General features: G+C 66.2%; 20 protein-coding genes. 6 read left to right on the top strand and 14 right to left on the bottom strand.

The window, feature by feature from the left end:
- Positions 1-32: 32 nt before the first annotated feature.
- The 7 genes from AC1RQC_RS06520 to AC1RQC_RS06490 all read right to left on the bottom strand — a co-directional run bounded on the left by AC1RQC_RS06520 (position 33) and on the right by AC1RQC_RS06490 (position 8,534).
- Entirely contained in the window at positions 33-1,073 is a 1,041-nt protein-coding gene (locus AC1RQC_RS06520; RefSeq protein ID WP_492882831.1) for an ABC transporter ATP-binding protein, read from the bottom strand.
- Positions 1,060-2,043, bottom strand: a complete 984-nt coding sequence (locus tag AC1RQC_RS06515) for an ABC transporter ATP-binding protein (protein ID WP_492882716.1) — start codon at positions 2,041-2,043, stop codon at positions 1,060-1,062. The genes AC1RQC_RS06520 and AC1RQC_RS06515 overlap by 14 nt, the downstream gene beginning before the upstream one ends.
- Positions 2,044-2,124: 81 nt before the next feature.
- Positions 2,125-3,834, bottom strand: a complete 1,710-nt coding sequence (locus AC1RQC_RS06510; RefSeq protein ID WP_492882714.1) for an ABC transporter substrate-binding protein — start codon at positions 3,832-3,834, stop codon at positions 2,125-2,127.
- Between the two features lie 13 nt (positions 3,835-3,847).
- On the bottom strand, positions 3,848-4,783 hold the full coding sequence (locus AC1RQC_RS06505; RefSeq protein WP_492809671.1) for an ABC transporter permease: 936 nt from the start codon (positions 4,781-4,783) through the stop codon (positions 3,848-3,850).
- The gene (locus AC1RQC_RS06500; RefSeq protein ID WP_492371385.1) at positions 4,783-5,739 is read right to left on the bottom strand and encodes an ABC transporter permease; all 957 of its coding nucleotides are present in this window, start codon (positions 5,737-5,739) and stop codon (positions 4,783-4,785) included. The genes AC1RQC_RS06505 and AC1RQC_RS06500 overlap by 1 nt, the downstream gene beginning before the upstream one ends.
- Before the next feature lie 432 nt (positions 5,740-6,171).
- A complete protein-coding gene (locus AC1RQC_RS06495; protein WP_492809669.1) occupies positions 6,172-7,299 on the bottom strand; it encodes an acyl-CoA dehydrogenase family protein in 1,128 nt (375 codons plus the stop codon).
- 50 nt (positions 7,300-7,349) lie between these two features.
- Positions 7,350-8,534 carry an acyl-CoA dehydrogenase family protein gene (locus AC1RQC_RS06490; RefSeq protein ID WP_492809667.1) on the bottom strand — a complete coding sequence of 395 codons (1,185 nt, stop codon included), beginning with the start codon at positions 8,532-8,534 and terminating at the stop codon, positions 7,350-7,352.
- Between the two features lie 242 nt (positions 8,535-8,776).
- Here AC1RQC_RS06490 and AC1RQC_RS06485 point away from each other — a divergent pair, with 242 nt between their 5' ends.
- The 6 genes from AC1RQC_RS06485 (at position 8,777) to AC1RQC_RS06460 (ending at position 16,919) form a co-directional block, all read left to right on the top strand.
- Positions 8,777-9,712: an alpha/beta fold hydrolase gene (locus tag AC1RQC_RS06485; RefSeq protein WP_492809665.1), complete on the top strand. Its 936-nt coding sequence runs from the start codon at positions 8,777-8,779 to the stop codon at positions 9,710-9,712.
- Positions 9,709-10,383: an alpha/beta fold hydrolase gene (locus AC1RQC_RS06480; protein ID WP_492809663.1), complete on the top strand. Its 675-nt coding sequence runs from the start codon at positions 9,709-9,711 to the stop codon at positions 10,381-10,383. The genes AC1RQC_RS06485 and AC1RQC_RS06480 overlap by 4 nt, the downstream gene beginning before the upstream one ends.
- Positions 10,380-11,717, top strand: coding sequence for an MFS transporter (locus AC1RQC_RS06475; protein WP_492809661.1), 1,338 nt, complete (start codon positions 10,380-10,382; stop codon positions 11,715-11,717). The genes AC1RQC_RS06480 and AC1RQC_RS06475 overlap by 4 nt, the downstream gene beginning before the upstream one ends.
- 54 nt (positions 11,718-11,771) lie before the next feature.
- A complete protein-coding gene (locus AC1RQC_RS06470) occupies positions 11,772-13,529 on the top strand; it encodes a long-chain-fatty-acid--CoA ligase (RefSeq protein ID WP_492809659.1) in 1,758 nt (585 codons plus the stop codon).
- A 32-nt stretch (positions 13,530-13,561) separates the two neighbouring features.
- Positions 13,562-14,764 (top strand): acetyl-CoA C-acyltransferase, encoded by a 1,203-nt coding sequence (locus AC1RQC_RS06465; RefSeq protein WP_492809657.1) that lies wholly within the window; start codon positions 13,562-13,564, stop codon positions 14,762-14,764.
- Positions 14,765-14,837: 73 nt separating this feature from the next.
- A complete protein-coding gene (locus AC1RQC_RS06460) occupies positions 14,838-16,919 on the top strand; it encodes a 3-hydroxyacyl-CoA dehydrogenase NAD-binding domain-containing protein (RefSeq protein ID WP_492882712.1) in 2,082 nt (693 codons plus the stop codon).
- Here AC1RQC_RS06460 and AC1RQC_RS06455 read toward each other — a convergent pair.
- The 7 genes from AC1RQC_RS06455 to AC1RQC_RS06425 form a co-directional block, all read right to left on the bottom strand.
- Positions 16,903-17,949 (bottom strand): lysylphosphatidylglycerol synthase domain-containing protein, encoded by a 1,047-nt coding sequence (locus AC1RQC_RS06455; RefSeq protein ID WP_416051584.1) that lies wholly within the window; start codon positions 17,947-17,949, stop codon positions 16,903-16,905. The genes AC1RQC_RS06460 and AC1RQC_RS06455 overlap by 17 nt on opposite strands.
- Positions 17,946-18,797 (bottom strand): hopanoid biosynthesis-associated protein HpnK, encoded by an 852-nt coding sequence (gene hpnK, locus AC1RQC_RS06450; protein WP_492371377.1) that lies wholly within the window; start codon positions 18,795-18,797, stop codon positions 17,946-17,948. Before hpnK ends, AC1RQC_RS06455 begins: the two co-directional genes overlap by 4 nt.
- Before the next feature lie 17 nt (positions 18,798-18,814).
- The gene (hpnJ, locus tag AC1RQC_RS06445) at positions 18,815-20,236 is read right to left on the bottom strand and encodes a hopanoid biosynthesis associated radical SAM protein HpnJ (protein ID WP_492371376.1); all 1,422 of its coding nucleotides are present in this window, start codon (positions 20,234-20,236) and stop codon (positions 18,815-18,817) included.
- Positions 20,233-21,510 carry a bacteriohopanetetrol glucosamine biosynthesis glycosyltransferase HpnI gene (gene hpnI / locus AC1RQC_RS06440; RefSeq protein ID WP_492371375.1) on the bottom strand — a complete coding sequence of 426 codons (1,278 nt, stop codon included), beginning with the start codon at positions 21,508-21,510 and terminating at the stop codon, positions 20,233-20,235. Before hpnI ends, hpnJ begins: the two co-directional genes overlap by 4 nt.
- A 243-nt stretch (positions 21,511-21,753) precedes the next feature.
- Entirely contained in the window at positions 21,754-22,470 is a 717-nt protein-coding gene (locus AC1RQC_RS06435) for an RraA family protein (RefSeq protein ID WP_492371374.1), read from the bottom strand.
- A gap of 11 nt (positions 22,471-22,481) precedes the next feature.
- Positions 22,482-23,456: a Bug family tripartite tricarboxylate transporter substrate binding protein gene (locus AC1RQC_RS06430; RefSeq protein ID WP_492371373.1), complete on the bottom strand. Its 975-nt coding sequence runs from the start codon at positions 23,454-23,456 to the stop codon at positions 22,482-22,484.
- A gap of 50 nt (positions 23,457-23,506) precedes the next feature.
- Positions 23,507-24,712, bottom strand: a complete 1,206-nt coding sequence (locus AC1RQC_RS06425) for a pyridoxal phosphate-dependent aminotransferase (protein WP_492371372.1) — start codon at positions 24,710-24,712, stop codon at positions 23,507-23,509.

Below are 24,712 nucleotides of genomic sequence, written 5' to 3'. Positions count from 1 at the left end.
ATGCACCAAGGCCAGGCTCCCCGCTTCCCGCGTCACCCCGCCAGCCCCTCCAGATGGCAAGCCACCATCTGCCCATCCCCCCGTTCCCTCAGCACCGGATCCTCCACCCTGCAGCGCTGCGTTGCCTGCGCGCAGCGCGGGTGAAAGCGGCAGCCGGATGGCGGGTTCAGCGGACTTGGCACTTCGCCCTTGAGCACGATGCGCTGGCGCCTTTCCTCGGCTTCGACGCTCGCCACCGGCACGGCGGACAGCAGCGCCTTGGTGTAGGGATGCCGGGGATTCGCGTATAGCGCGTCCCGGCTGGCGATTTCCACGATGCGGCCGAGGTACATCACGGCGATGCGGTCGCTGATGTGGCGCACCACGGCCAGGTCGTGCGCAATGAAGAGATAGGTCAGCCCGAGCCGCCGCTGCAGTTCCATGAACACATTGACCACCTGCGCCTGGATCGATACGTCCAGCGCGGAGACGGGTTCATCGCAAACGATCAGGCTGGGCTCCACCGCCAGCGCGCGGGCAATGCCGATGCGCTGGCGCTGGCCGCCGGAGAACTCGTGCGGGTAGCGGTCCGCCATATAGGGCAGCAGGCCGACCATCTGCAGCAGCTCGGCGATGCGGGCGCGATAGTGCTCGCGGTCGTTGGCCATGCCGTGCACTTCGAGCGGCTCGCCGATGATGTCGCAGACCTTCATGCGCGGGTTCAGCGAGCCGAACGGATCCTGGTAGACCATCTGCACGCTGCGGCGGAAGTTCTTCTCCTGCGCCTTGCTGAAGGTGGCGAAGTCGTCGCCATCGAAGGCGATCCGTCCGCCGCTGGCGGCCAGCATCTTGATGATGGCGAGGCCGGTCGTGGACTTGCCGCAGCCGCTTTCGCCGACCAGGCCCAATGTCTCGCCACGCCTGAGCGAAAACGATACGCCGTCCACCGCTTTGACCGAGCCCACCTGCCGCTTGATGAAGACGCCCCGGGTGACAGGGAAATGCACCTTGAGGTTCTCGACGCGCAGGATCTCGTCGCCGATCTTGCCGTGCTGGCGCGCAGCGGGCACTGCCCGTGCTTCAGTGGTGGTCATGGTCATGGAGGAAACATGCCTTGAAGTGATTCGGACGCACGGCACGCAGCGCGGGGCGCGACAGGCCGCATTGATCGGTGGCGAGCTTGCAGCGCGGCATGAAAGCGCACCCTGGCGGCAGCGCGGTAAGGTCGGGCGGCTGGCCGTCGATGGGCACCAGCGGCTGGCGGGTATCGCCGTCGATGCGCGGCACCGAGGCCATCAGCCCGCGCGTGTACGGGTGCGCGGGATGGCCGTAGAGCTCGCGCGCCGTGGCGGTCTCGACCATGCGGCCGCCGTACATCACGGCCACGCGATCGGCATAGCGAGCCACCACACCCAGGTCGTGCGTGATGAGCACCAGTGCCGTACCGGACTGGCTGGCCAGGTCCTTGAGCAAGTCGAGAATCTGCGCTTGCACTGTGACATCAAGTGCGGTGGTGGGCTCGTCCGCAATGATCAGCTGCGGCTTGCAGGCCAGCGCCATGGCGATCATGGCGCGCTGGCGCATGCCGCCCGAGAACTGGTGCGGATAGGCGCCCAGCCGGCTCTGCGGCTCGGGGATCTGCACTTTGCCAAGCAGCTCGCCGGCAATGCCCAGGGCGGTCTTCCAGGGCATGCCCTGGTGCAGGTTGATCGGCTCGGCGATCTGCTTGCCCACGGTGAGCGCCGGGTTCATCGACGACATCGGCTCCTGGAAGATCATCGCGATCCGGTTGCCGCGGATCGCACGCATTTTTGCCGGGCTGAGCTTGAGCAGGTCCTGCCCGTCAAAAAGGATCTCGCCCGATTCGATGCGGCCCGCCGGGCGGGGAATCAGGCCCAGGATGGACAGCGCGGTCACGCTTTTTCCCGAGCCGGACTCGCCGACGATGGCCAGCGTCTCGCCGGGGGCGACGTCGAACGAGACCTGGTCCACCGCCGTAACCACGCCCCGGTCGGTGCGAAAGCGCGTGGTCAGCTGGTTCACCTGCAGGATGGGCTGCGTCATGCGGGCCTCCTTGAAAGGGACGGGCGTGGGACAGGTGTAGACATGCGCGGACAAGCGTGGAGCAAGTTGGGGGCAAGGAAATCAGAACCCCATCTTCTTCTTCATGTCCTGGTCGATCCACATCCGCGCGTAGATCGGGCCGGGACGGACCGCGCCCGCGCGCAGCTCGGCGTTGTAGTTCTTCACCCAGGGCCACCATGCGGTGTACACGTAAGGGGTCGGCAACCAGATATACGGCGCATCCGCGAGCACATCGCGCGTCAGCGAGCGCAAGGCCTCTTGCCGGCGGCCGAGGTCGCGCATCTGGAAGGCTTCGTTCACGCGCTGCTCGTACTTGGCGTCGCCCCACTGCGCGGCGTTCCAGACCTGGCCCTTCACGAAGCTCTTGCGGATCGTGGTGGTGGGGTTGGTATGTCCATTGCTCATCAGGTAGCCGGGCGCATTGGTCTTGGTGGTCATGGCCGACAGGAACGCGCCGTACTCCATCGGCTGGATCTCTATGCGCACGCCAACCTGCTCCAGGTAGGCGCCGATCAGCGGCAGCAGCTCCAGGTGCTCCGGCTGGCAGGCGCATACCTGCACCTTGAAGGTGAAGCCCTTCGCGTAGCCCGCCTCGGCCAGCAGCTTGCGCGCCTTGTCCGGGTTGTAGGCAAACAGCTCCTTCACCGAATCCGGCATGGCGCTCAGCGGCTCGAAGTAGCCGGCGTAATCCGGATGCTGCGGGTAGGCGAACAGTTCGGCATTGCCGCCATAGAACTGCTTGACGATCTCCTGCTTGTTGACCGCCATGTTCAGCGCGCGCCGCACGCGCAGGTCGTTGAACGGCTTGGTATCGACGCGCAGCGCCACGTACTGGCCGTTGGTCGACAGCCAGCGCGACCACTTGAGCGCCGGCGCATTCTTCTTGAGCTCATCGACCGCGGTCCAGCGGACAGACTCGAGCACATCCAGCTTGCCGGTGCGCAGCATGGTGTTGCGGGTGGACTCGTCCTTGACGGTGCGCAGCACGACCTTGTCGACGAAGGGCAGCTTGTAGTCCTTGCCAGCGATCTTGTCGCTATCCCAGTATTGCTCGTTCTTCGTGTAAGTGCTGGCGGTGCCCTGGACGAAGTTACTCAGCAGGAACGGCCCGCTGCCGTTCACATTCTTCCAGTTGCCGGCCCCGGCCGCCGCCACTTCCTTGGGCATGATGCCGGAGTAGTAGCCCCAGCCGAAGCGGTAATCCCATTCGGCGTTGAACTCCTTGAAGCGGAAGACCACGGTGTACTTGTCCGTTGCCTCCACCTTGTTGAGGTGGTCGTAATACGTGGGGATTTTCTTGGCGCTGGTGTTCTGGCGGTTGTAGCTGAAGACCACGTCGTCGGCCACCAGCTCGCGCTCTTCCATCACGCCCGCCTTGGCGGGGAACTTCACGCCCTTGCGCAGCTTGACTTCGAGCGTCAGCGGGTCGACCCACTTCCAGCTCTCGGCCAGCTCGCCGCGAATCGCGTCCTCCGGCAGCCACGCATCGGCCTGGAACGGATACTTGCCGCCATTGCGCCTGGCCTTGGAAAGGTCGGCGACAAAGAGCTGTTCGTAGACCTGGCCGGTGTCGTAGTTCTGCTTCCAGTTCCAGTCGGCCAGGTCCCACGACAAGGCGGAGATGGTGGGATACATGGAGCCGATCTCGAGATTGCCGCCGTACTTCGGCGCTTCGGCCTGCGCGCAGGCCGCGCCGGCGGCAAGCGCCAGCGCCACGCCCGCCACCACTGAAGATATTGTCCGGTTCAAGCCGCGTCCCTCCATCGTCATCCCTCGTTGTTGGTTATCGCGACCCGCGCATGCGCGGGTCGAGCAGGTCACGTAGCGCGTCGCCGTAGACGTTGATGGCATAGACGACAACGGTGAGGCAGATGCCGGGGGCCAAGGCCAGCCAGGGCCCCTGGAACATGAAGGTGCGGCCGTTGCCCGAGAGCATGCCGCCCCAGGTCGGCGCGGGCGGCGGCACGCCCAGCCCGAGGAAGGACAGGCCGGACTCGGCCAGGATCGCGGTGCCCACGCGCGTGGTGAACAGCACGATGATGGGCGGCAGCACATTGGGCAGGATATGGCGCCAGAGAATGCGGCCGGTGGAGGCACCCATGGACTGCGCGGCATGCACATACATGTTCTCGCGCACCGAGACCACCGCGCTGCGGATGATGCGCGAGCCGCCCACGCCCAGCAGCAAGCCCAGCGTGCCGATGATCTGCCAGCTGCCCGGGCCGAGCACGGACACCACCACGATCAGGATCACCAGGTCAGGAAAGCTCATCCACGCATCCACCATGCGCTGCACGATCAGGTCGAACTTGCCGCCCAGGTAGCCGGTCAGGATGCCGATCAGCACCGAGATGGCGGTAGCCAGCGTGGCGGCCGACAGCCCGATGATGACCGAGAGCTGCGCGCCGTACAGGCAGCGCGAGAGCATGTCGCGCCCGAGGTTGTCGGTGCCGAAGGGGTGCGCCCATGACGGCGGCTGCAGCCGCTTCATCATGCTGATCTCGTTGACGCCATAAGGCGCCAGCCAGTCGGCAAAGACGCCGCAGAACAGGAAGATCATGCAGATCACCGCGCCGGCGGCGCCCAGCGGCTTCTCGCGCAACAGGCGACCCACCAGTGCGAAGGCTGACCCGAGCCGGCCCGGGCCAGACATCGGCGGCGCGGCAGGGACGGCTTGCGCCGTCTTGAGCGCCGGGGCGTTTGCGATCGGACGTGCCATCAGCGATGCCTCACTTTCGGGTCGAACAGCCCGTAGCTCAGGTCCACGAGCAGGTTGATGAGCATGACGGCCACCCCGACCACCAGGAACACGCCGGTGATCACGGGATAGTCCCGCTGGTTCACGGCGTCCAGCAGGAGCAGCCCCATGCCCGGCAGCGCGAAGATCTGCTCGATCACCACGGCCCCGCCGATCAGCAGCGGCGCTTGCAGGCCGATCAGCGTCACCACCGGAATCAGCGCGTTGCGCAGCGCATGGCGCAGGATCACCAGGCGCTCGTTCAAGCCCTTGGCCCAGGCCGTACGGATGTAGTCCTGGCGCAGCACCTCCAGCATCATGGTGCGCGTCATGCGCATGGTGATGGCCGACAGTGCCATGCCAAGGATGATGGCGGGCACCAGCATGTTGCTGATGTGCTGGAGCGGGTCCTCCAGGAAGGGAACGTAGCGCACCTCGGGCGACCAGCCCCACCACACGGAAGGAAACACCATGATCATCGTGCCCATCCAGAAGCTGGGCACTGCCAGCATCAGGATGGAAAACGAGCGCGCCACGTAGTCGGCCGCGGTGTCCTGCCGGATCGCCGAGAGCACGCCCACGGGCAACGCAACCGACAGCGCCACGAACAGGGCAAGCGCGCCCAGCGAGAAGGTGGCGGGCATGCGCGCCAGCACCATCTTCAGCACCGGCTCACCCTGCCACAGCGACTGGCCGAGATCCCCGTGCAACACGATGTTGCCGACCCAGTGGACGTACTGGAACCACATCGGCTGGTCCAGGCCCAGCGCGCGGATCAGGTCCTCGCGGCTCTTGGTGTCGGCGCTGATGTCGTTCTGGCTCAGCATCAGGTCGACCACATCGCCCGGCACCATGCGCACGATCACAAAGACGATCAGGCTGGCGAACAGCAGCGTGGGCAGCAGCGCCAGCAGGCGGCGCAGGATGTAGGCACTCATGGCGCGCCCGCTTCCGTGACGCCAATCCGGGCCACGCCGTATGCCCTTAAAAAAGATACCGTGGATACGATAAAGAATGCCGCCCCGACCATGCCGTCTCCTGTTCGGTGCTTCGCGTGGTCGCCAAACACACCAGACAAGCATCGCTGAACACGTAAATCAAGCGATATCTGGTGCGATCAAGGAAGTATCCCTGGGAGGCTTCCACCGAGCTGCTGTTTGTGCAGATAGCCCATTCAGCATACCCATAGTTCTAATTCATGACAACCGAACTGACCCTTGAATGTCTAGTGGATTTACCTAGGTCGGCGCCGCCGTGGCGGGCCGCTTGTGCGGCGCAAACGCGCGGCGGGAAACGCGAGGGCGAGCGCAGGCGCCGCGCCTGCGCGTGGACGGCCTGCAAACACGGTTGAAGATGGTGCGTTGCGGCGCTCAGTAGCCGCGCAAGATCGCCCAGCGCTGGGCGTGGAAATTGGTGTCGCCGAGCAGGATCTGCGCGGCGCAGGCGCGCTTCATGTAGAAGCCGATCTCGAACTCGTCGGTCATGCCAATGCCGCCGTGCATCTGCACGGCCTCCTGCACCGCGAGCATCGCCGTGGACCCGGCGCGGGCTTTGGCCGCGGATACCAGCGCGATTGGCTGTGCCGGGCCGTCGTCTAGCAGTTGCTGGCTGCGCAGCACCGCCGCGCGCGTGATCTCGATCTCGCTGAACAGGTGGGCGGCGCGATGCTGCAGCGCCTGGAACTCGCCGATGATCTTGCCGAACTGCTTGCGCTCTTTCAGGTATTGCAGCGTGCGCTCGAAGGCTTCGTCGGCAATGCCGACCAGCTCGGACGCCAGCGCCGCGCGGGCGATATCGAGCGCGTGCTCAAGCACGGCCGCGCCGCTACCGGCCTCACCCAGCACCGCGTCCGCCGCCACGCGCACATCCCGGAACTGCACGCGCGCGGCATTGCGGGCATCCGCCATCACGGTGCGCTCCACGGTAATGCCATCGGCGCCGCGCGGCACCAGGAAGAGCGTGACGCCGTCACGGTCGTCGGCGTTGCCGCTGGTGCGGCCCACCACGATCAGCGTATCGGCAATATGTCCGTCGATGACGAAGACCTTGGCGCCATTGAGCACGAACCCGCCGTCCTGCTGCACGGCGGCGAGCGCCTGGCGCTCCGGACGGTGCGCCGCGCCCTCGTCGATCGCCAGCGCGGTCAGGTGCTTGCCAGCCGCGATGGCGGGCAGGAAATGCGCCTTCTGCGCTGCGCTGCCTTCGCGGGAAATCAACGAAGCGCCCAGCAAGGCGGTGGAGAAAAACGGCGTGGGGGCCAGCGTGCGGCCAAGCGCCTCCATCAGGACGCCCGCCTCCACCACGCCGAGCTCGCTGCCACCATACTGCTCGGGGATCAGCACGCCGGCAAAGCCCAGTTCGGCAAACTCCCGCCAGAGGGCGGGCGAGAAGCCGGTGTTGTCCCGGGTGTCCCGCAGCTTGCGCAGCATCGGGATGGGTGCGCTTTCGCGCAGGAATGCCAGGGCGCTGTCCCGCAGCATCTCCTGGGTCTGATTCAATACGATTGCCATAGTCGGTCCCTGAGCATTCAAGCGTGGAGTTGGGGCGGTCAGACGCCGGGCAGGCCGAGCAGGCGCTTGGCAACAATGTTGAGCTGCACTTCGCTCGTGCCGCCCTCGATCGAGTTGGCCTTGCTGCGCAGCCAGCCGCGCGCGGTGGCACCGTCGTTGCTGCGCTCGCTCTCCCACTCCAGGGCCTCGCTGCCCCCAATCGACATCAGCAACTCATAGCGCCGCTTGTTCAGCTCCGACCCGTAGTACTTGAGCACCGACGAGAACGCGGCGATGCCCTCGCCCTGCCGGGCCAGGTCCAGCGCGCGCTCCCCCGCCAGGGCGAATGCCGCTTCATCGATCTCGAAGGTGGCGATCTGCGCGCGCAGCATGGGCGCGTCGACTTCACCGCGCTCGTTCTGGCCGAGCGTGTCGCGCGCCAGCTTGCCCATCGGCGGGCGCTGGCCGCGCCCGCCGATGCCGCTGATCATCTCGCGCTCATGGGTCAGCAGGTACTTGGCGATGGCCCAGCCGCCGTTTTGCTCGCCCACCAGGTTGGCGCGCGGCACCACTACATCGTCAAAGAAGGTCTCGCAGAACGGCGACTTGCCGGAAATCAGCACGATGGGCCGCGCCGTCACGCCCGGCGTTTCCATGTCGAACAGCAAGAAGCTGATGCCGGTGTGCTTCTGTGCCGAAAAGTCGGTACGCACCAGGCAGAAGATCCAGTCCGCCTTGTCGGCGTACGAGGTCCACACCTTCTGGCCGTTGACGACAAAGTGATCGTCGCGCTCGTCCGCGCGCGTTTGCAGCGAGGCCAGGTCCGACCCGGCATTGGGCTCCGAATATCCCTGGCACCAGCGGATCTCGCCGCGGGCGATCCTGGGCAGATGCTCGCGCTTCTGCGCCTCCGAGCCAAACCGGAGCAAGGCCGGGCCAAGCATCCAGATGCCGAAGCTTTGCAACGGCACGCGGCAGCCAAGCGCTTGCATTTCCTGGCGCAGCACCTTGGCCTGCTCGCGGGAGAGGCCGCCGCCGCCATACTCGCGCGGCCACTCCGGCACCGTCCAGCCCTTCCCCCCCATGCGCGCGAGCCAGAGGCGCTGCGCCTCGGACAGGAAGCGGAACTTGCGCCCGCCCCAGCAGATGTCGTCCTCGTTGCGCACGGGCTGCCGCATTTCGGGCGGGCATTGCGCCTCCAGCCAGGCACGCACCTCCTGCCGGAAGGTTTCCAGGTCATCCACGCTTGTCTCCTGTTTTTTTTGGCTTGTCTTGTTTTGGTTTGGATTCGTTATATAAGCCCGACCCCGCAACGTCAATACTCCATTTCCTAAAATGAAAACGTGGTACGGCCAAACACCCGACCATTGCTGCCAATCATGCATTTTCTGCCGATGTGATAGCATTCCCGGGAACATACCGTAACCACTAAACCGGCAAGCACACCAAGCCGGTCGGCGCCCGTGGGGCGCAACCAGGAGACAATGTGGAGGCCAAGGCCAGCAGCGCGCCGCGCTGTGCCATCCCTGCCTTTCCGGGTGCCCGGGCGCCGGATCGCTCACGCACCGTCAGCGCCGACGGCATCCGCATCGCCGTCCATGAGTGGGGCGCGATCGACGCCACGCCGGTCCTGCTGGTGCATGGCGCCATGGATTTCGCGCGGACCTTCGATGTCTTCGCGCCGCTGCTGGCCGATGCCGGCTACCGCGTGGTGTCTTATGACCAGCGTGGCCACGGCGACTCCGAGCATGCCGACCTGTACAGCTGGGTCGCGGACGAGCGGGACCTGCTGGCGGTGGCCGACTCGGTCACGCGCGAGCCGCTGATCGCCATCGGCCACAGCAAGGGCGGCTCGTTGCTGGTGCATGCGATCCAGGCGCTGCCGCACCGGTTCACCCGCTTTGTCGCCATCGATGGCCTGCCCTTTCGCAATCCGCACGCGGACAGCGCCGTGCGCGACAAGAAATCGATGACCGCGCCCATCATCACGCGCTGGCTCGATACGCGCCGGCAAAGCCCGGGCCTCGCACGCAAGCCCGGCACCCTTGAGGAACTCGCCCGGCGGCGCGCCCGCATGAACCCGCGGCTGGCCCATGCGTGGCTGTGCTACCTGGCCGCGCTCGGCGCGCGGCAGGATGCGCACGGCTGGCGCTGGAAGCTCGACCCGGTGATCGGCACCTCCGGCTTTGGCCCCATGCGCGCGCGCTGGATGACCGACCGCCTGCCGGGCTTTCCCATTCCCATGCTGGCCATCTTCGGCACGGAGCGCGAACCGATGGGGTGGGATGCCACCGCGGCCGACCTCGCGCCGTACTTCCCGCCCTCGACCCAGGTACAGGTGATGGCCGACACCGGGCACTTCATCCATATCGAGCGGCCGCGAGAGACCGCGGAACGCATCCTGCCCTTCCTCCGTTCATGACCCTCTACCTGCGCCACAATCGCCTGCGCCTTGCCCTGCATCCGCTCAAGACCGGCAGCGGGCCCGCGCTGCTGTTGCTGCACGGGCTGGGCGAGCGATCGCCGGACACATTGCCGGCGGAGTACGCCGGCTGGCCCGGCACGGTGCACGCGCTGGATTTCACCGGGCACGGGCTCTCGGACATTCCGCGCGGCGGTGGCTACAGCTGCGAGTTCCTGATGGCGGACGCGGATATCGCACTGGCGCACCTGGGCCCGTCGACCGTGGCGGGGCGCGGGCTGGGCGGCTATATCGCCTTGCTGCTGGCCGGCGCGCGCCCGGAGCAGGTGCGCGGCGCCATCCTGCGCGACGGCCCCGGCCTGGCCGGTGGCGGCACCGCGGCACGCAATCCGTATATCCCGGTGGTGGATACCACGCGCACCGGCCCGCCCGACCCGTACGCCATCGCCGACCTGGCAACCGACGTGCGCCCGCCAAGCTACGCGGCCAACTACGCGATGCTGGCCGCGCAGCACTCCGACACGCCGCAGCCGATCTCCGTGTGCACGCGCGAGCGCCCGGACTGGCTGAAAGCGGTGACAGAGCTGCTCTCGCTGGAGAAGGTCGAGCTGGACCAGGCGCTGCAACACTACGCGGCGCAAGCGGCGATGCGTGGAGACGCTCAGGCATGAAAGCGGAACTCGCCGCGCAAGCCGCCCGTGGCACAAATGCCGGACATGGCGATGCGCACGCACTGGCGGAGGACAGCTTCCGCGCCCACGTACAGCAGCACCTGCCACGCAACGCACGCGCCTACCTGGTCCACGGCATGCTGGGCATGACCGGCTTCCGGCTGGTGACCGCCCCCACCTTCGTGCCGGCCTACATCTACCTGCTGTCCGGCTCCAAGCTGGTGGTGGGGTGCGTGCTTGGCGCGCAGTACGCCGGCATGGCGATGTCCTCCATCTGGGGCGCAACGCAGATCGAGCATCGCCAGCGCGTGATGCCGCTGATCTACCTGGTGGGCTGGCTGGTGCGCCTGCAGATCCTCGGCCTGGGCTTGTCCGCCTTCCTGCTCTCGGGCGACGGCGCGCTGGCTGCCGCCGCCGGGTTCCTGCTGCTGTTCGGCCTGTTCAACGGCGTGCAGAACGTCACCTTCAACTACCTCACGTCCAAGATCATTCCGCTGGAGCGGCGGGGCGCGTTGAGCGCGTTCCGCAATTTCCTCGGCGGGCTGATCGCGGCGGCGGTGGCCTATCTGGGCGGCCGTTTCCTGGTTGGCGGCAATGTGTTCGGCAATGGCTACGCCACCACCTTCCTCGCCGCCTTTGTCCTTACCAGCCTAGGCATCTCCGCGCTGACCCGCATGCGCGAGCCGATGCTGCACGATGTACGCGTGCAATCGGGCTTTCGCCAGCGCCTGCGCGAAGTGCCGGCGCTGCTGCGCGCGGACAAGCACTACGTGCGCTTCTTCGTGGCCCGCGCGCTGGTGGCGTTCAGCATGATGGCCGTGCCGTTCTATGCCATCTATGTCGGTAGCCATCTGCCGCTCTCGGGTGCCACGCTGGGCTACCTGAGCATTGCCTACCTGCTGGCGCAGACTACCAGCAACCTGATCTGGGGTCGCCTGGCCGACCGCCACGGCTATCGGCTGGTGTTCCTGTGCAGCATCGGGCTGTGGGTGCTGTCCACCGCCGCGCTGCTGCTCTGCGATAGCCTGGGCGCGTTCCTGCTGGTGTTCTGCGGGCTGGGCGCCAGCTTTGGCGGCTACTTCCTGTCCGCGGACAACTTTGCGCTGGAGTTCGGCAACCGGCGCGATCGCCCGATGCTGCTGGCGGTGTCCGACACAGCCACCTACACGATGATGGCGTGCGGGCCGATCCTCGGCGGCATGCTGGCGCAGGGGGTGCGCTTCTCGCTGGTGTTCGTCGCGGCCATGGTGGTCATGAGCATCGCCTTTGTGCTAGCCCTGCGGGTGGAGGAGCCGCGCCGCCGCCCGCGGCCGCAGCGCGAGGGCAACGCGTAGCGCCAACATCGGGATCATCGGGATCAACAGGATCAGGGATCAACAGGAGACAGGATGACATTCAGGACCTATCCGGAATTCAGCACGCACTACCCACTTGTGCTCACCACGATCATGAAGCGCCCGGTGCGGATGTATCCCGACGAGATCGGCGTCGTCTACCGCAACCCCGCCACCGGCGAGTATTTCCGCTTTACCTGGATGCAGTGGTACCGGCGCGTCGCCCAGCTGGCCAACGGCCTGCGCGGCGAGCTCAAGGTGCAAGCCGGCATGCCTGGCGAACCTGGCGAGCGCATCGCCACGATGGCGCTCAACACCCACCGCCACCTGGAGCTGTACTACGGCGTGACAGGCATTGGCGCCACGTTGCACCCGATCAATGTCCGCCTGTCCCCGCAGCACATCGTCTACACCATCCGGCACGCGCAGGACAAGATCCTGTTTGTCGACGACACCCTGATGCCCTTGCTGGAAGGCATCTACGACCAGATCAAAGACGTGGTCGAGCTGGTGGTCTATATGTCGGACAAGCCGGGGCTGCCGCAGACCCGCATCCCCAACATCATCGAGTACGAAACGCTGATCGCCCGCCAGGCCGAGACCATCGAGTGGCCCGCCCTGCACGAGGACGTGAACGCCACGCTGTGCTACACCACCGGCACCACGGGCCAGCCGAAGGGCGCCACCTTCACGCATCGCCAGCTCTACCTGCTGACGATCCACATGATGGCGCAGCTCGCTATCGGCAACACGCCGGACCACGATATCGCCGATGGCCTGGGCACGCGGCTGGGCGAAGGCGCGGTGCCGCTGCTGAATACGCCGATGTTCCACATCCACGGCTGGGGGCAGCCTTTCGTCGCGGTCTATAGCGCGCAGAAGATCGTGCTTCACGGGACCTTTACCGTACAGGGCTTCTGCGAGCTGGTGGAGCGCGAGAAGGTGACGTCGGTGGGCATCGTGGCGACCATCGCGGCCATGCTGCTCGAATACCCGGACCTGAAGAAGTACGATCTCAGCAGCCTGGTGCGCGTCAGCGTGGGCGGCGGCGCGCTGCCGCTCGGGCTCAAGCGCAAGCTGGAAGCCCTGATCCCCACCTTCCGCATGAGTTCGGGCTACGGCATGACCGAGACCGCGCCCACCATCGTTGGCTCGTTCATCAAGAAGACCATGGTCCACCTGGACCGGGACGAGACCGATGCGGTGCTGGTCAAATCCGGCCTGCCGATTCTTGGCGTGGAGGTGGAGGTCATCGACGACAAAGGCAAGCCAGTGCCTCAGGACGACCACACGGTCGGCGAGATCGTGGTGCGCGCGCCCTGGACGACCGGGCAGTACTACCGCAACCCCGAGAAAAGCGCGGAGTTGTGGCAAGACGGCTGGCTGCACACCGGCGACATCGCCAAGGTGGATGCCGAGGGCTATATCACCATCGCCGACCGCATGAAGGACGTGATCCGCAGCGGCGCGGAAATGGTGCCCACGGTACTGCTGGAGAACCTGATCGCGATGGCCGATTTCGTGCATGAGGCGACAGTGGTCGGCGTGCCCGATCCGGTATGGGGCGAGAAGCCCTTGGCGCTGGTCAGCGTGCGCAACGGCTTTGAGGCCAGCGAGGACAGCGTCATCGATTTCCTGAAGGTGCACGGCGTCGATACCGGCAAGATCACCAGGTGGATGCTGCCCAAGCTCGTCGCCATCACGCGGGACATCCCCAAGACCAGCGTAGGCAAGTACAACAAAAAGCAGATCCGCGATGACCTGGAGACATTCCTGGCCATCGCCAAGGACGTTTCGCATCGCCACGGTTAGGCATTCACTCAAAACACAGCAGGAGACTTCCCATGCGTGAAGCAGTTATCGTATCCACCGCACGTACGCCGATCGGCAAGGCCCATCGCGGCGTCTTCAACAACACGCAGGCGCAGGAACTCGGCGCCCACGCCATCTCGCACGCCGTGCAGCGTGCCGGCATCGACCCGGCGGAGATCGCCGACGTGATCCTGGGCTGCGCGGTGCAGCAAGGCTCCACGGGTGGCAACGTCGCGCGCCAGGCGCTGCTGCGCGCCGGGCTGCCCGTCACGGTGTCGGGCATGTCGATGGACCGCCAGTGCGCCTCCGGCCTGATGGCGATCGCCACGGCCGCCAAGCAGATCATCGTCGACGGCATGCAGGTTGCCGTGGGCGGCGGGCTGGAGTCGATCTCGCTGGTCCAGAACGACAAGATCAACCGCTACCGCGCGCAGGACCCGCAGCTGGTGCAAACGCTGCCGCAGATCTACATGACGATGCTGGAGACCGCCGAGATCGTGGCGCAGCGCTATGGCGTGAGCCGCGAAGCCCAGGATGCGTACTCGCTGCAATCGCAGCAGCGCACGGCCGCCGCGCAGCAAGCCGGCCGCTTCGACGCGGAAATCGTGCCAATCACCACCACCATGCTGGTCACCGACAAGGCCAGCGGCGCCGTGAGCGAGAAGCAGGTCACGCTGGCCAAGGATGAGGGCAACCGCCCCAGCACCACGCTGGCCGACCTGCAGGCCCTCAAGCCGGTCTTCAAGAATGGGCAACGCGTGGCCGAGGGCAGCTTCATCACCGCCGGCAATGCCTCGCAACTGTCCGATGGCGCATCCGCCATGGTGCTGATGGAAGCCAAGGAAGCCGAACGCCGCGGCCTGCAGCCGCTGGGCGCGTATCGCGGCATGGCCGTCGCCGGCTGCGATCCGGACGAGATGGGCATTGGCCCGGTGTTCGCCATTCCCAAGCTGCTCAAGCAGCATGGCTTGTCGATGAGCGACATCGGCATCTGGGAGCTGAACGAGGCGTTCGCCAGCCAGGTCCTGCATATCCGCGATACGCTCGGCATTCCGAACGAGCGCCTGAACGTCTCCGGTGGGGCGATCTCCATTGGCCATCCGTATGGCATGTCCGGCGCGCGCATGAGCGGCCACCTGCTGCTGGAAGGCAAGCGCCGCGGCGCCAGGTTCGGCGTCGTGACGATGTGCATTGGCGGCGGCATGGGGGCGGCCGGGCTGTTCGAGATTTTCTGAGCCGGGCGCCAGCCCTCGCAGCAAGCCACCTGAACCGACACAACGACACACCGACACACTGGAGTCCACACCCATGACCGCTATCAACGCAGTCGCCGATCTCGCCGTGGAAGGCGATATCGCCATCCTTACGCTCAACTCGCCGCCGGTGAACGCACTGTCCGCCGCAGTCCGCGCCGGCATCCTCGCTGGCGTCGAGCGCGCCATCGCCGACGGCAACGTCAAGGGCATCGTCCTGACCTGCGCGGGCAAGACCTTTATCGCCGGCGCCGACATCACCGAATTCGGCAAGCCGCCGGTTGGCCCTTCGCTGGCCGACGTGCAAGCCGCAATCGAAGGCTCGCCCAAGCCGGTGGTCGCCGCCATCCACGGCACCGCGCTGGGCGGCGGGCTGGAAGTCGCACTGGTCTGCCACTATCGCGTGGCAGCCAGGTCCGCCAAATGCGGCCTGCCGGAAGTCAACCTCGGCCTGCTGCCCGGCGCTGGCGGCACACAACGCCTGCCCCGCATCGTCGGCCCCGCCAAGGCGCTCGACATGGTGACCTCGGGCGCCCACATCGGCGCGGCCGCCGCCGCCGAGATGGGCTTGTTCGACCTGGTGACCGAAGACGCCGCGCTGCGCGCCGGCGCCATTGCCTTCGCCAGGCAGGTCAACGCCGATCAGCGCCCGCTGCGCAAGGTGCGCGACCTCAACGAAAAAGTGGAAGCCGCGCGCGGCAAGCCGGAACTGTTTGCCGACTTCCGCCGCGCCAACGCCCGCAAGTTCCGTGGCTTCGACGCGCCCGAGTACAACATCCGCTGCATCGAGGCCGCGGTCAACCTGCCCTTCGACGAAGGCATGAAGGTCGAGCGCAAGCTCTTCCTGGAGCTGATGAACGGCACGCAATCCGCCGCGCAGCGCTACTACTTCTTCGCCTCGCGCCAGGTCTGGAACCTGCCCGACGTGCCAGCCGACACACCGGTCATCGACGTGAAGAAGGTCGGCATCATCGGCGCGGGCACCATGGGCGGCGGCATCGCCATGAACATGCTCAACGCCGGCATTCCCGTCGTGATCGTGGAAACCGCGCAAGAAGCGCTGGACCGCGGCGTGCGCACCATCCGCGCCAACTACGACAACACCGCCAAAAAGGGCCGCATCACCGCCGCCGAGGTCGACAAGCGCATGGCGCTGCTGACCCCGACGCTGGAACTCGGCAAGCTGGCCGACGCCGACCTGGTCATCGAAGCCGTCTATGAAGACATGGACGTGAAGAAGGACATCTTCGGCAAGCTCGACAAGATCGTGAAGCCCGGTGCCATCCTGGCCACCAACACCTCCGCGCTCGATGTCAACGAGATCGCCCGCGCCACGTCGCGCCCGGAATCCGTGATCGGCCTGCATTTCTTCTCGCCGGCCAACGTCATGAAGCTGCTGGAAGTGGTACGCGGCGACAAGACCTCCAAACCCGTCATCCGCACGTCGATGGAGCTGGCCCGCAAGATTGGCAAGATTGCCGCGCTGGTGGGCGTGTGCCCGGGCTTTGTCGGTAACCGCATGCTCGCCCAGCGCCAGCGCGAAGCGCAAAAACTCGTGCTCGCAGGCGCGCTGCCGTGGGACATCGACCGCGTGCTGTACAACTTCGGCTTCCCGATGGGGCCATTCGCCATGAGCGACCTGGCCGGCCTGGACCTGGGCTGGATCCGCGAGAAATCCAGCAGCTCCACGCTGCGCGAGATGTTGTGCGAGATGGACCGCCGCGGCCAGAAAACCGGCGCGGGCTACTACGACTACGACGAGAAGCGCAATGCCATCCCCTCGCCCGTCGTCGAGGGGATCATCCGCGACTTTGCCGCCAGGCAGGGCAAGACCAGCCGCGTGGTCTCCGAGCAGGAGATCCTGGAGCGCTGCATCTACCCGATGATCAACGAAGGCGCGAAGATCCTGGAGGAAGGCAAGGCCATCCGCGCCTCCGACATCGATGTGGTGTGGGTCAACGGCTACGGCTGGCCGGTGTACCGGGGCGGCCCGATGTGCTATGCGGACACGATCGGGCTGGACAAGGTGCTGGCGGCCATGAAGAACTTCGAGGCAACGCTCGGCGCAGACTTCAAGCCGGCCAAGCTGCTCGAGGACCTGGTTGCGCAGGGCAGGAAGTTCAGCGACCTGAAGTAGGCAGTTCCGGCGCTGCGTGCCGATGCGCCCCCTTGGCCGGCCCGGCCTTGGGGGCCATGTAGCGCCGCAGCTCCACCCACTGCCACGACAGCAGCGCCGGGATGCCGAAGAGCACCTCGCGCGCGCGCTTGACCAGGGCCAGCGACAAGGCCACCTGCGGGTCGACGCCAAGCAGGTGGCCCAGCAGCATCATCACCGCCTCCTGCACGCCAAGGCCGGCCGGCACGAAGAAGGCCACATGGCGCACGGCCTGCGTCAGCGACTCGATCGCCAGCGCCTGCCAGAGCGGGACGGGATGGCCCAGCAGCCACAGCGCGAACCAGATCTCCGCCGCGCCCAAGGCCAGGCCGGCGAACTGCCAGCACAGCGCGGCCAGCAATTCGCCGCGGCGCGCATTCAGCGCACGGATCTGCGCGTCGAGCCGGGCGCCGTCGATCAGTGCGACCACCCGGTGGTCCGCGCCGAACAAGCGCCGCGCGGCGCCCTCCAGCCGCTCGAACAGCGCGCTATGGCGCAGCGAGAGCGCAAACAACACTGGCACCGGCAAGGACAGCAGCAAGCCAGCCAGGATCACCCAGGCATGGCCGTCGCCGCCACCGAGCGCCAACAGCAGCAGCACCACGCCGAGCGCGGAGAACAGGTACTGCGCGAACAGCGTCACCATGACTTCCACCACGATGCTGGCGGTCACTGCCGTGGTATCCGCGATACGCAGGCGGGTCAGCCGGATGCCGACCAGCTCGCCACCCACACCCACGGTAGGCAACAGCCGGTTGACCGCCTCGCGCACGGTGGCCACCCACCACAGGAAGGCGAGGCCGGCGGACTCATCCGGATCGGCTGACGTCAGCAACACCCGCCAGCCTTGCGCGTCCAGCAGCAGCGGCAGGGCGTGGAAGGGCACCAGCAGCAGCAGCGGCCAGCCAGCCTGGCCGACGATGCGGCCAATGTCGGACGCGCCTTCGTGCAGCACCAGTGCCGTCAGGGCCAGCATGCCCAAAAGCCCGGTCAGGTAGATCAGGCGCTTCATGCTGGGGCCAGGGCACCTGGCGCGCCAAAGATGTCGGTAAAGCCGCCGCGACGCACACCGGCGCGCTCCAGCGCCTCGCGCACGCGGGGCGACAGCAGCGCGGCCAGCTCGTCGGCATGGCGATAGCCACGCATGCTGGGCGCGACCTCGGCGCCGGAGACCACGCCGGGATGCAGGTAGATCTCGCCCACGCCCGCCGGCAGCTCCGCCAGCGCGGCCAGCAAGGCGGCTTCGTCCATGCGGCCGCTATTGGCAATGCCAAGCACGTAGTCGTTGTGGGCAATGCCGGCCAGGTCCAGCCGCCTGCGCAACAAAGCCAGCCAGGGCCGCAGCAGCAGCGGCGCCGCAGGCTCGCTGGGCAGGCGCATGGCGTGCAGGCCGAACTCGCGGCCGATCTGCAAGATCAGGGACAGCACGGTGGGATGCAAGTGGAAATGCTTGTGGGTGTTCACGTGGTCCAGCGTCAGTCCGGTGGCGGCGAACGCCTCGAACTGGGCGCGGATCTCCGCGGCCAGCTGGCGCCGCACATGCGGCAGGAAGAAAAAGCGGAAGCCGTCGCGCGCCATGGCCGAGCCGAAGCGGCCATGCGCATCCACCAGCGCCGGAATGGCGGCCGGGGCCAGCACGGCCGGGCCGTCGGCCAGCACCACATGCAGGCCCACGCGCAAGCGCGGCAGGCGCCTGGCGCGCGCCACCGCATCGGCAGCCGCACTCGCGCCCACCATCAGGCTGGCGGCGTTCAGCACGCCATCGCGGTGCGCCAGCTCCACCGCTTCGTTGACACCGCCGTGCAGGCCGAAATCGTCGGCGGTGATGATCAGGGCACGCCGCGCAGGATCAGACGCCACAGGATCGCTAGCCAGGGTCAGGCCTCGTGCGAGCGCAGGAAGCGGAAGAACTCCACCCCTTCGCGCAGGCGGCGCTTCATCATTTCCCAGCTGCCCAGCATCTCGCGCACGATCTCCCAGATCTTGCTCGGGCGGAAGTAGAAGCGCTTATAGAACGTTTCCACGCCGTGGTAGATCTCTTCCTTGCTCAGGTGCGGATAGCTGATCGCGGCCAGCTGCACGCCCTTGTCGTTGACCAGGTTGATGACCTTGTTGTCTTCCAGCCAGCCGTTTTCCACCGCCTGCCGGTATAGCGTGGTGCCCGGATAGGGCGCTGCCAGCGAGACCTGGATCGTGTGCGGGTTGATGTCCTTGGCGTAGGCGATGGTCTTCTCGATCGTCTCGCGCGTCTCGCCGGGCAGGCCGAGGATGAAGGTGCCGTGGATGATGATGCCGAGCTTGCGGCAGTCCTCGGTGAAGCGGCGCGCGATATCGGTGCGCAGGCCTTTCTTGATATTGAGCAGGATCTGGTCGTCGCCGGACTCGTAGCCCACCAGCAGCAGGCGCAGGCCGTTTTCCTTCATGATCTTGAGCGTGCTGTAGGGCACGTTGGCCTTGGCATTGCAGGACCACGTCACGCCCAGCTTGCCCAGCCCGCGCGCGATCTCCTCCACGCGCGGCTTGAAATCCGTGAAGGTGTCGTCGTCGAACATGATCTCCTTGACCTCGGGCATGTTCTCCTTGATCCATTTGACCTCGGCGATCACGTTCTCCGGGGAGCGCGTGCGATAGCGGTGCCCGCCCACGGTCTGCGGCCACAGGCAGAAGGTGCACTTGGAGCGGCAGCCGCGCCCGGTATAGATCGAGACGTAGGGGTGCTTCAGGTAGCCGATGAAGTAGTTGTCGATCTTCAGGTCGCGCTGGTAGATGGGTGCCACGAAGGGCAGCTCGTCCATGTTCTCGATCATCGGGCGCGGGCCGTTATGCTCCTGCGAGCCATCGGGCAGTTTGTAGCTCAGGCCGAGCACGTCCTTGAGCGGCTTGCCGGCGGCCACCTCCTGGCAGGTGTAGTCGAATTCCTCGCGGCACACGAAATCGATGGCGGAGCTCGCGCCGAGCGTGCCGCCGGGGTCGACGGCGGGCTTGGCGCCTACCATGCCGATCATCACCCCTGGGTGGCGTGCCTTGAGTTCTTCCGCGAACTTGGCATCGGTGGGAAAGGACGGCGTGCTGGTGTGGATGATGACCAGTTCATAGCCGGCGGCGATATCCAGCGTTTCCTGCACACCCAGGCCGTCGGCGGGCGCGTCGAGCACGCGGCTATCCGGCACCAGCGCGGCGGGCTGCGCCAGCCACGTCGGGTACCAGAACGATTTGATCTCGCGCTTGGCTTGATAGCGCGAGCCGGCGCCGCCGTCAAAGCCATCGAAGGAAGGCACCTGGAGGAACAAGGTTTTCATAGCAGCCTCGGGGGATTCAAGCCGTTTGTCGAAAGGGACGACTGGCGTTCCGGCACGCCATTGTCCGTCCCCTCCGTCATCAAGGGAAGGGGGCGAAGCGTTACGCCAGCACCCTGGTAAGGTTCCATGCCCGCGCGCGCCGCCGGCGCGCGCGGCTGCAGCGGCGCCTCGGCTGTGGGAGGGTCTCGCACCGGCAATATCCGATCACGCCAACGCACCTGCGATCCGGCCAGGGCAACCGCCCACTCCACGAGCAGCAAGGTATCACGCAGCGGCGCCATCAGCGCGGCGCCGAGGCCGCCAGCCAGGAAACTGCGTGCCAGCCCGCCCAACACCACCGCGGCCAGCACCAGCGGCTGCGGCGAAATCCAGGCGGCCAGCGCCAGCATTGGCCAGGTGAACGTGATGAAGGTGAAGGCGAAGCCAGCCGGATTGAGCGAGCGGATGGTGCGCATCCACCGCAATTCATGCGCCCAGAGATCGAAAAGAGTTGATTCAGTCACATCTGTGGTGACCATCTCATCCGACAGCACCGTCTCCAGCCCCTGGCGCCGAACCAGCTCGCCCAGCCAGAAATCGTCGGCAAGGCGGTTGGAGAGCGCTTCGAACCCGCCAATTGCGGCCAGTGCGTCACGCCGCAGGGCAATGGTAGCGCCAAAGGAAAAACTGCGGGAGCCGCCCGCGTGGGCGATCCGCACCGAAGGCGCGAACCAGTGGTCGATAAATCCCGCCCCCAGGCGCGACCAGAAGCCGCCGACCGGATGGCCGCGATACAGGCAAGTCACCACACCGACCCGGGCATCGGCCAGGGGGGCGGTAACGCGTGCCAGATAATCCGGCGCCACGGCAATGTCGCTATCGGCGACCACCAGCCATGCGTGGCGCGCGCTGGCGCAGAGGTTGATCAGGTTGCTGGCCTTGAGATTGCTGCCATGCACCCGGGGATCGATGACCAGGTCGATCTCGCAGGCGGGGAAATCGGCGCGCAAGCGCTTCACGACGCCTATGGCGGGATCGTCGACAGCGCGTACACCAAACACGATCTGGTAGGCGGGGTGCTGCTGTCTGCACAAGGTGGCCAGGTTTTCGTAGAGACGAGGCTCGGCGCCGCAGAGTGGCTTGAGCACGCTCACGGGCCGAACGCTCGCGCTATCCGGGGCTACGCAGGCGGGCGCCGGGCCGGGCGAGGACCGTCGGCTGATCCACGCCGCCGCCACGGCATATCCTGCCGCGAGCCATGCAACTGCCGGACCAGCGAGCCCTCCCAACGTCATTTCGGCCAGCCCTCAAATTAAGGTTTTGACTAAAGTTGTACGGTATAGCGTGAATACTTAAGGAAGTATTAAGGGGAAATATGACGCACAGAAGTTATTTCGTCCACTAGTAAGATCGCGGATGGCATGGGGACAACGTGGGGTACCTAAATTAGACAAGAAAGATATTGATAACAATTCTTGTTACTTTTATTTATATCGGAAGGGCCAGGGCCAGAGACAGGCCCGGATTGCCAGCTACGCTCAGAGCGCCTCGCCCGCCTTGAGCACGCCCGCCGCGCGCAAGGACGCGTCGAGCCACGCCGGGCGCAACGCCTGGCCGGACCGGATACCATCGATCCGCTTTCGCTCCGCCACCACCTTCTCGGCCGCCCGCCCGATCAGCTCGGCCACCTTTTCGCGCTCGACCACCACCACGCCATCGGCGTCGCCGATCACAAGATCACCGGCCCTGACCGTAACGCCGCCGCATTGAATCGGATGGTTGACGCGGCCGGGCACAAGCTTGGTGGGACCATTGGGATTCGTGCCCACGGAGTACATCGGAAAGCCCAGCTCTCGGATCTCGTCGGCGTCGCGCGATGCCGCGTCCAGCACCACCGCCGCCACGCCAAGCGCCTTGCACTGGTTCGTCATGATGGCCCCCATCAGCGCGCAAGACTGGTCGCCCTTGCCGTCCACCACGATCACATCACCTGGCTTTGCGAGCGCCATGGCGGCGTGAATCATCAGGTTGTCTCCCGGCCGGACTTCGACCGTGAGCGCGGTCCCGCAGAAGCGGCTCGCGCGGTCGAGCGGTGCGATGCGCCCGTGCATGCCGCCCCGGCGCCCCGCCACATCCGCGAAGATCGAGGCGGCGAACTGAGATGCTTGCTCGACCAGGTCCGGGCGAACACGCTCGAAATCCCGGACCATATCCGGCAGGTTGCTCTCGATGTCGATGTCGATGTCGATGTCCATGTCGTGTCCCTTTAATTCAGCGTGACGTTGGCTTCTTTGATCACGCTGACCCACTTGCGCTTGTCGGTGGCCAGGAACTCGCGGAATTTATCCGACGTGCTGCCAACCACTTCCATGCCGTCCTGGCTCAGGCGCTGCGCAATCTCCGGCTGGCGCAGCACCTGCGCCACGTCGTGCTGCAAGCGCGCCACCACGCTGGCCGGCGTGCCCTTGGCCGCGCAAAGCCCGGTCCACGCCACGGGGTCAAACCCGGGCACGCCCGACTCCGCAAAAGTCGGCACGTCGGGCAGCGACTGCAAGCGCTGCAGCGACGCCACGCCAAGCACGCGCAGCTTTCCGGATTTGGCGTAAGGCAGGGAGCTGATGGGCTGGTCGAAGATCATGGAGACCTGGCCGCCAAGCAGGTCCGTCATGGCCTGCCCCGTGCCCTTGTAAGGCACATGGACAATGTTGATGCCGGCGCGCAGCTTGAGCATTTCGCCCGCGAGGTGGCCCGCCGTGCCATTGCCAGACGAAGCGAAGTTCAGCTTGCCTGGATTGGCCTTGGCATACGCGATCAGCTCCCTGACGTTGTGGATAGGCAGCGCCGCGTTGACCAGCGCGATATACGGCGTGTTGGCGATCAGGGACACCGGAATGATGTCGGTCTGCGGATCGTAGCTGACCTTCTGCAAGGACGGCTGGATGGACAGCATCCCCGTGGTGCAGATCATCAGGGTGTGGCCATCGGCGGGCGCTTTCAGCATGGTGTCGGCAGCGATGTTGCCGCCGGCGCCGGGGCGGTTGTCGATGAGCACCTGCTGGCCCAGGGCCTCGGACAGCTTGGGCGCCAGCAGACGGGCGACGATATCGTTCGAGCCACCAGGAGAAAAACCCACAAGGATGCGGATCGGCCTCGAGGGATACGCGGGCTCGCCATGGGCAGCCGTGGCAAGCAGCGGCAAGCCCGCCGCGACGAGGCGAAGACACTTCAGCAGATAGTTCATGGTGCGCCCTGGTGGATGAAATGAATGAAGGAAGGAAGGTCGTGCGATGCCTAGCGAATCAATGCGGCCGCCGCGGCTTCGATCCGGCGGCAGCCCTCGTCCAGCTGCGCCATGCTGGCGGCAAACGAAAGCCGGAAGTGCGTATCGACGCCGTAGGCGGAACCCTGCAGTACCGCGAGATCCTGCGAGTCCAGCAACCAGTTGACCCAGTCGTCGCTGGACCGGATCACCGAGCCGTGCGGCGTGCGTGCGCCGATCAGCGCTTCGCACGACGCAAAGACATAAAATGCGCCGGCTGGCGCCTGGCAATGAATGCCGTCGACCTGCCCGAGCGCGGCAACCACCCTGTCCCGGCGCGCCTGGAACGCCGCCTTGTTGGCCGTGATGAAATCCTGCGGGCCATCCAGCGCCGCGATCGCCGCGGCCTGCGCCACCGAATTGGCGCCAGACGTGCTTTGCGATTGCAGCTTCACCATCGCCTTGATGAGCGGCGCCGGCGCGCCGGCGTAGCCGATGCGCCAGCCCGTCATCGCGTACGCCTTCGAGACGCCGTTGATGGTCAGCGTGCGCGCCTTCAGTGACGGGGCGGCTTGCGCCAGCGTGACAAAGGCGGCGTCGTCGTAGGTAAGGTGCTCGTAGATGTCATCCGTCATCACCCAGACGTGCGGGTGACGCTCCAGTACGTCGGCGATGGCAACCAGCTCCGCGCGGGTATAGGCGGCGCCGCTGGGGTTGTTCGGCGAATTGAGGATCAGCCAGCGGGTCCGCGCGGAGATGGCCCGCTCGAGATCCTCGGGCGTGAGCTTGAACCCATTCTCCTGCCGGCATGCCACGAACACCGGCACGCCACCGGCAAACAGCGTGATATCCGGGTATGACACCCAGTATGGCGCGGGCACGATGACCTCGTCGCCCTGTTGCACCGTGCACATGAGCGCATTGAAGATGACCTGCTTGGCACCGGTGCTGACGATGATCTCGCTGGCCGCATAGTCGAGACCGTTCTCCCGCTTGAATTTCTGCGCGGCGGCGTGGCGCAGCTCGGCCGTGCCCCCCACATCGGTGTAGCGCGTCTTGCCGGCTTGCATTGCGCTCCAGGCGGCTTCCCGGATGTGGGCCGGCGTCTCGAAGTCCGGCTCCCCGGCGGTGAGGCCGATCACATCGCGCCCCGCGGCGCGGAGCTCCCGCACGCGTTGCCCCGCCATGGAACTGGGAGAGGGCTTGATTCGGTTGAGTCGGTCGGTGAGCGAAAGCAT

The organism is Cupriavidus sp. GW822-FHT03E04 (assembly GCF_058801495.1).
The sequence above is the reverse complement of the archived record's forward strand: the minus strand, read 5'-3'. Positions and strand labels throughout refer to the sequence as shown.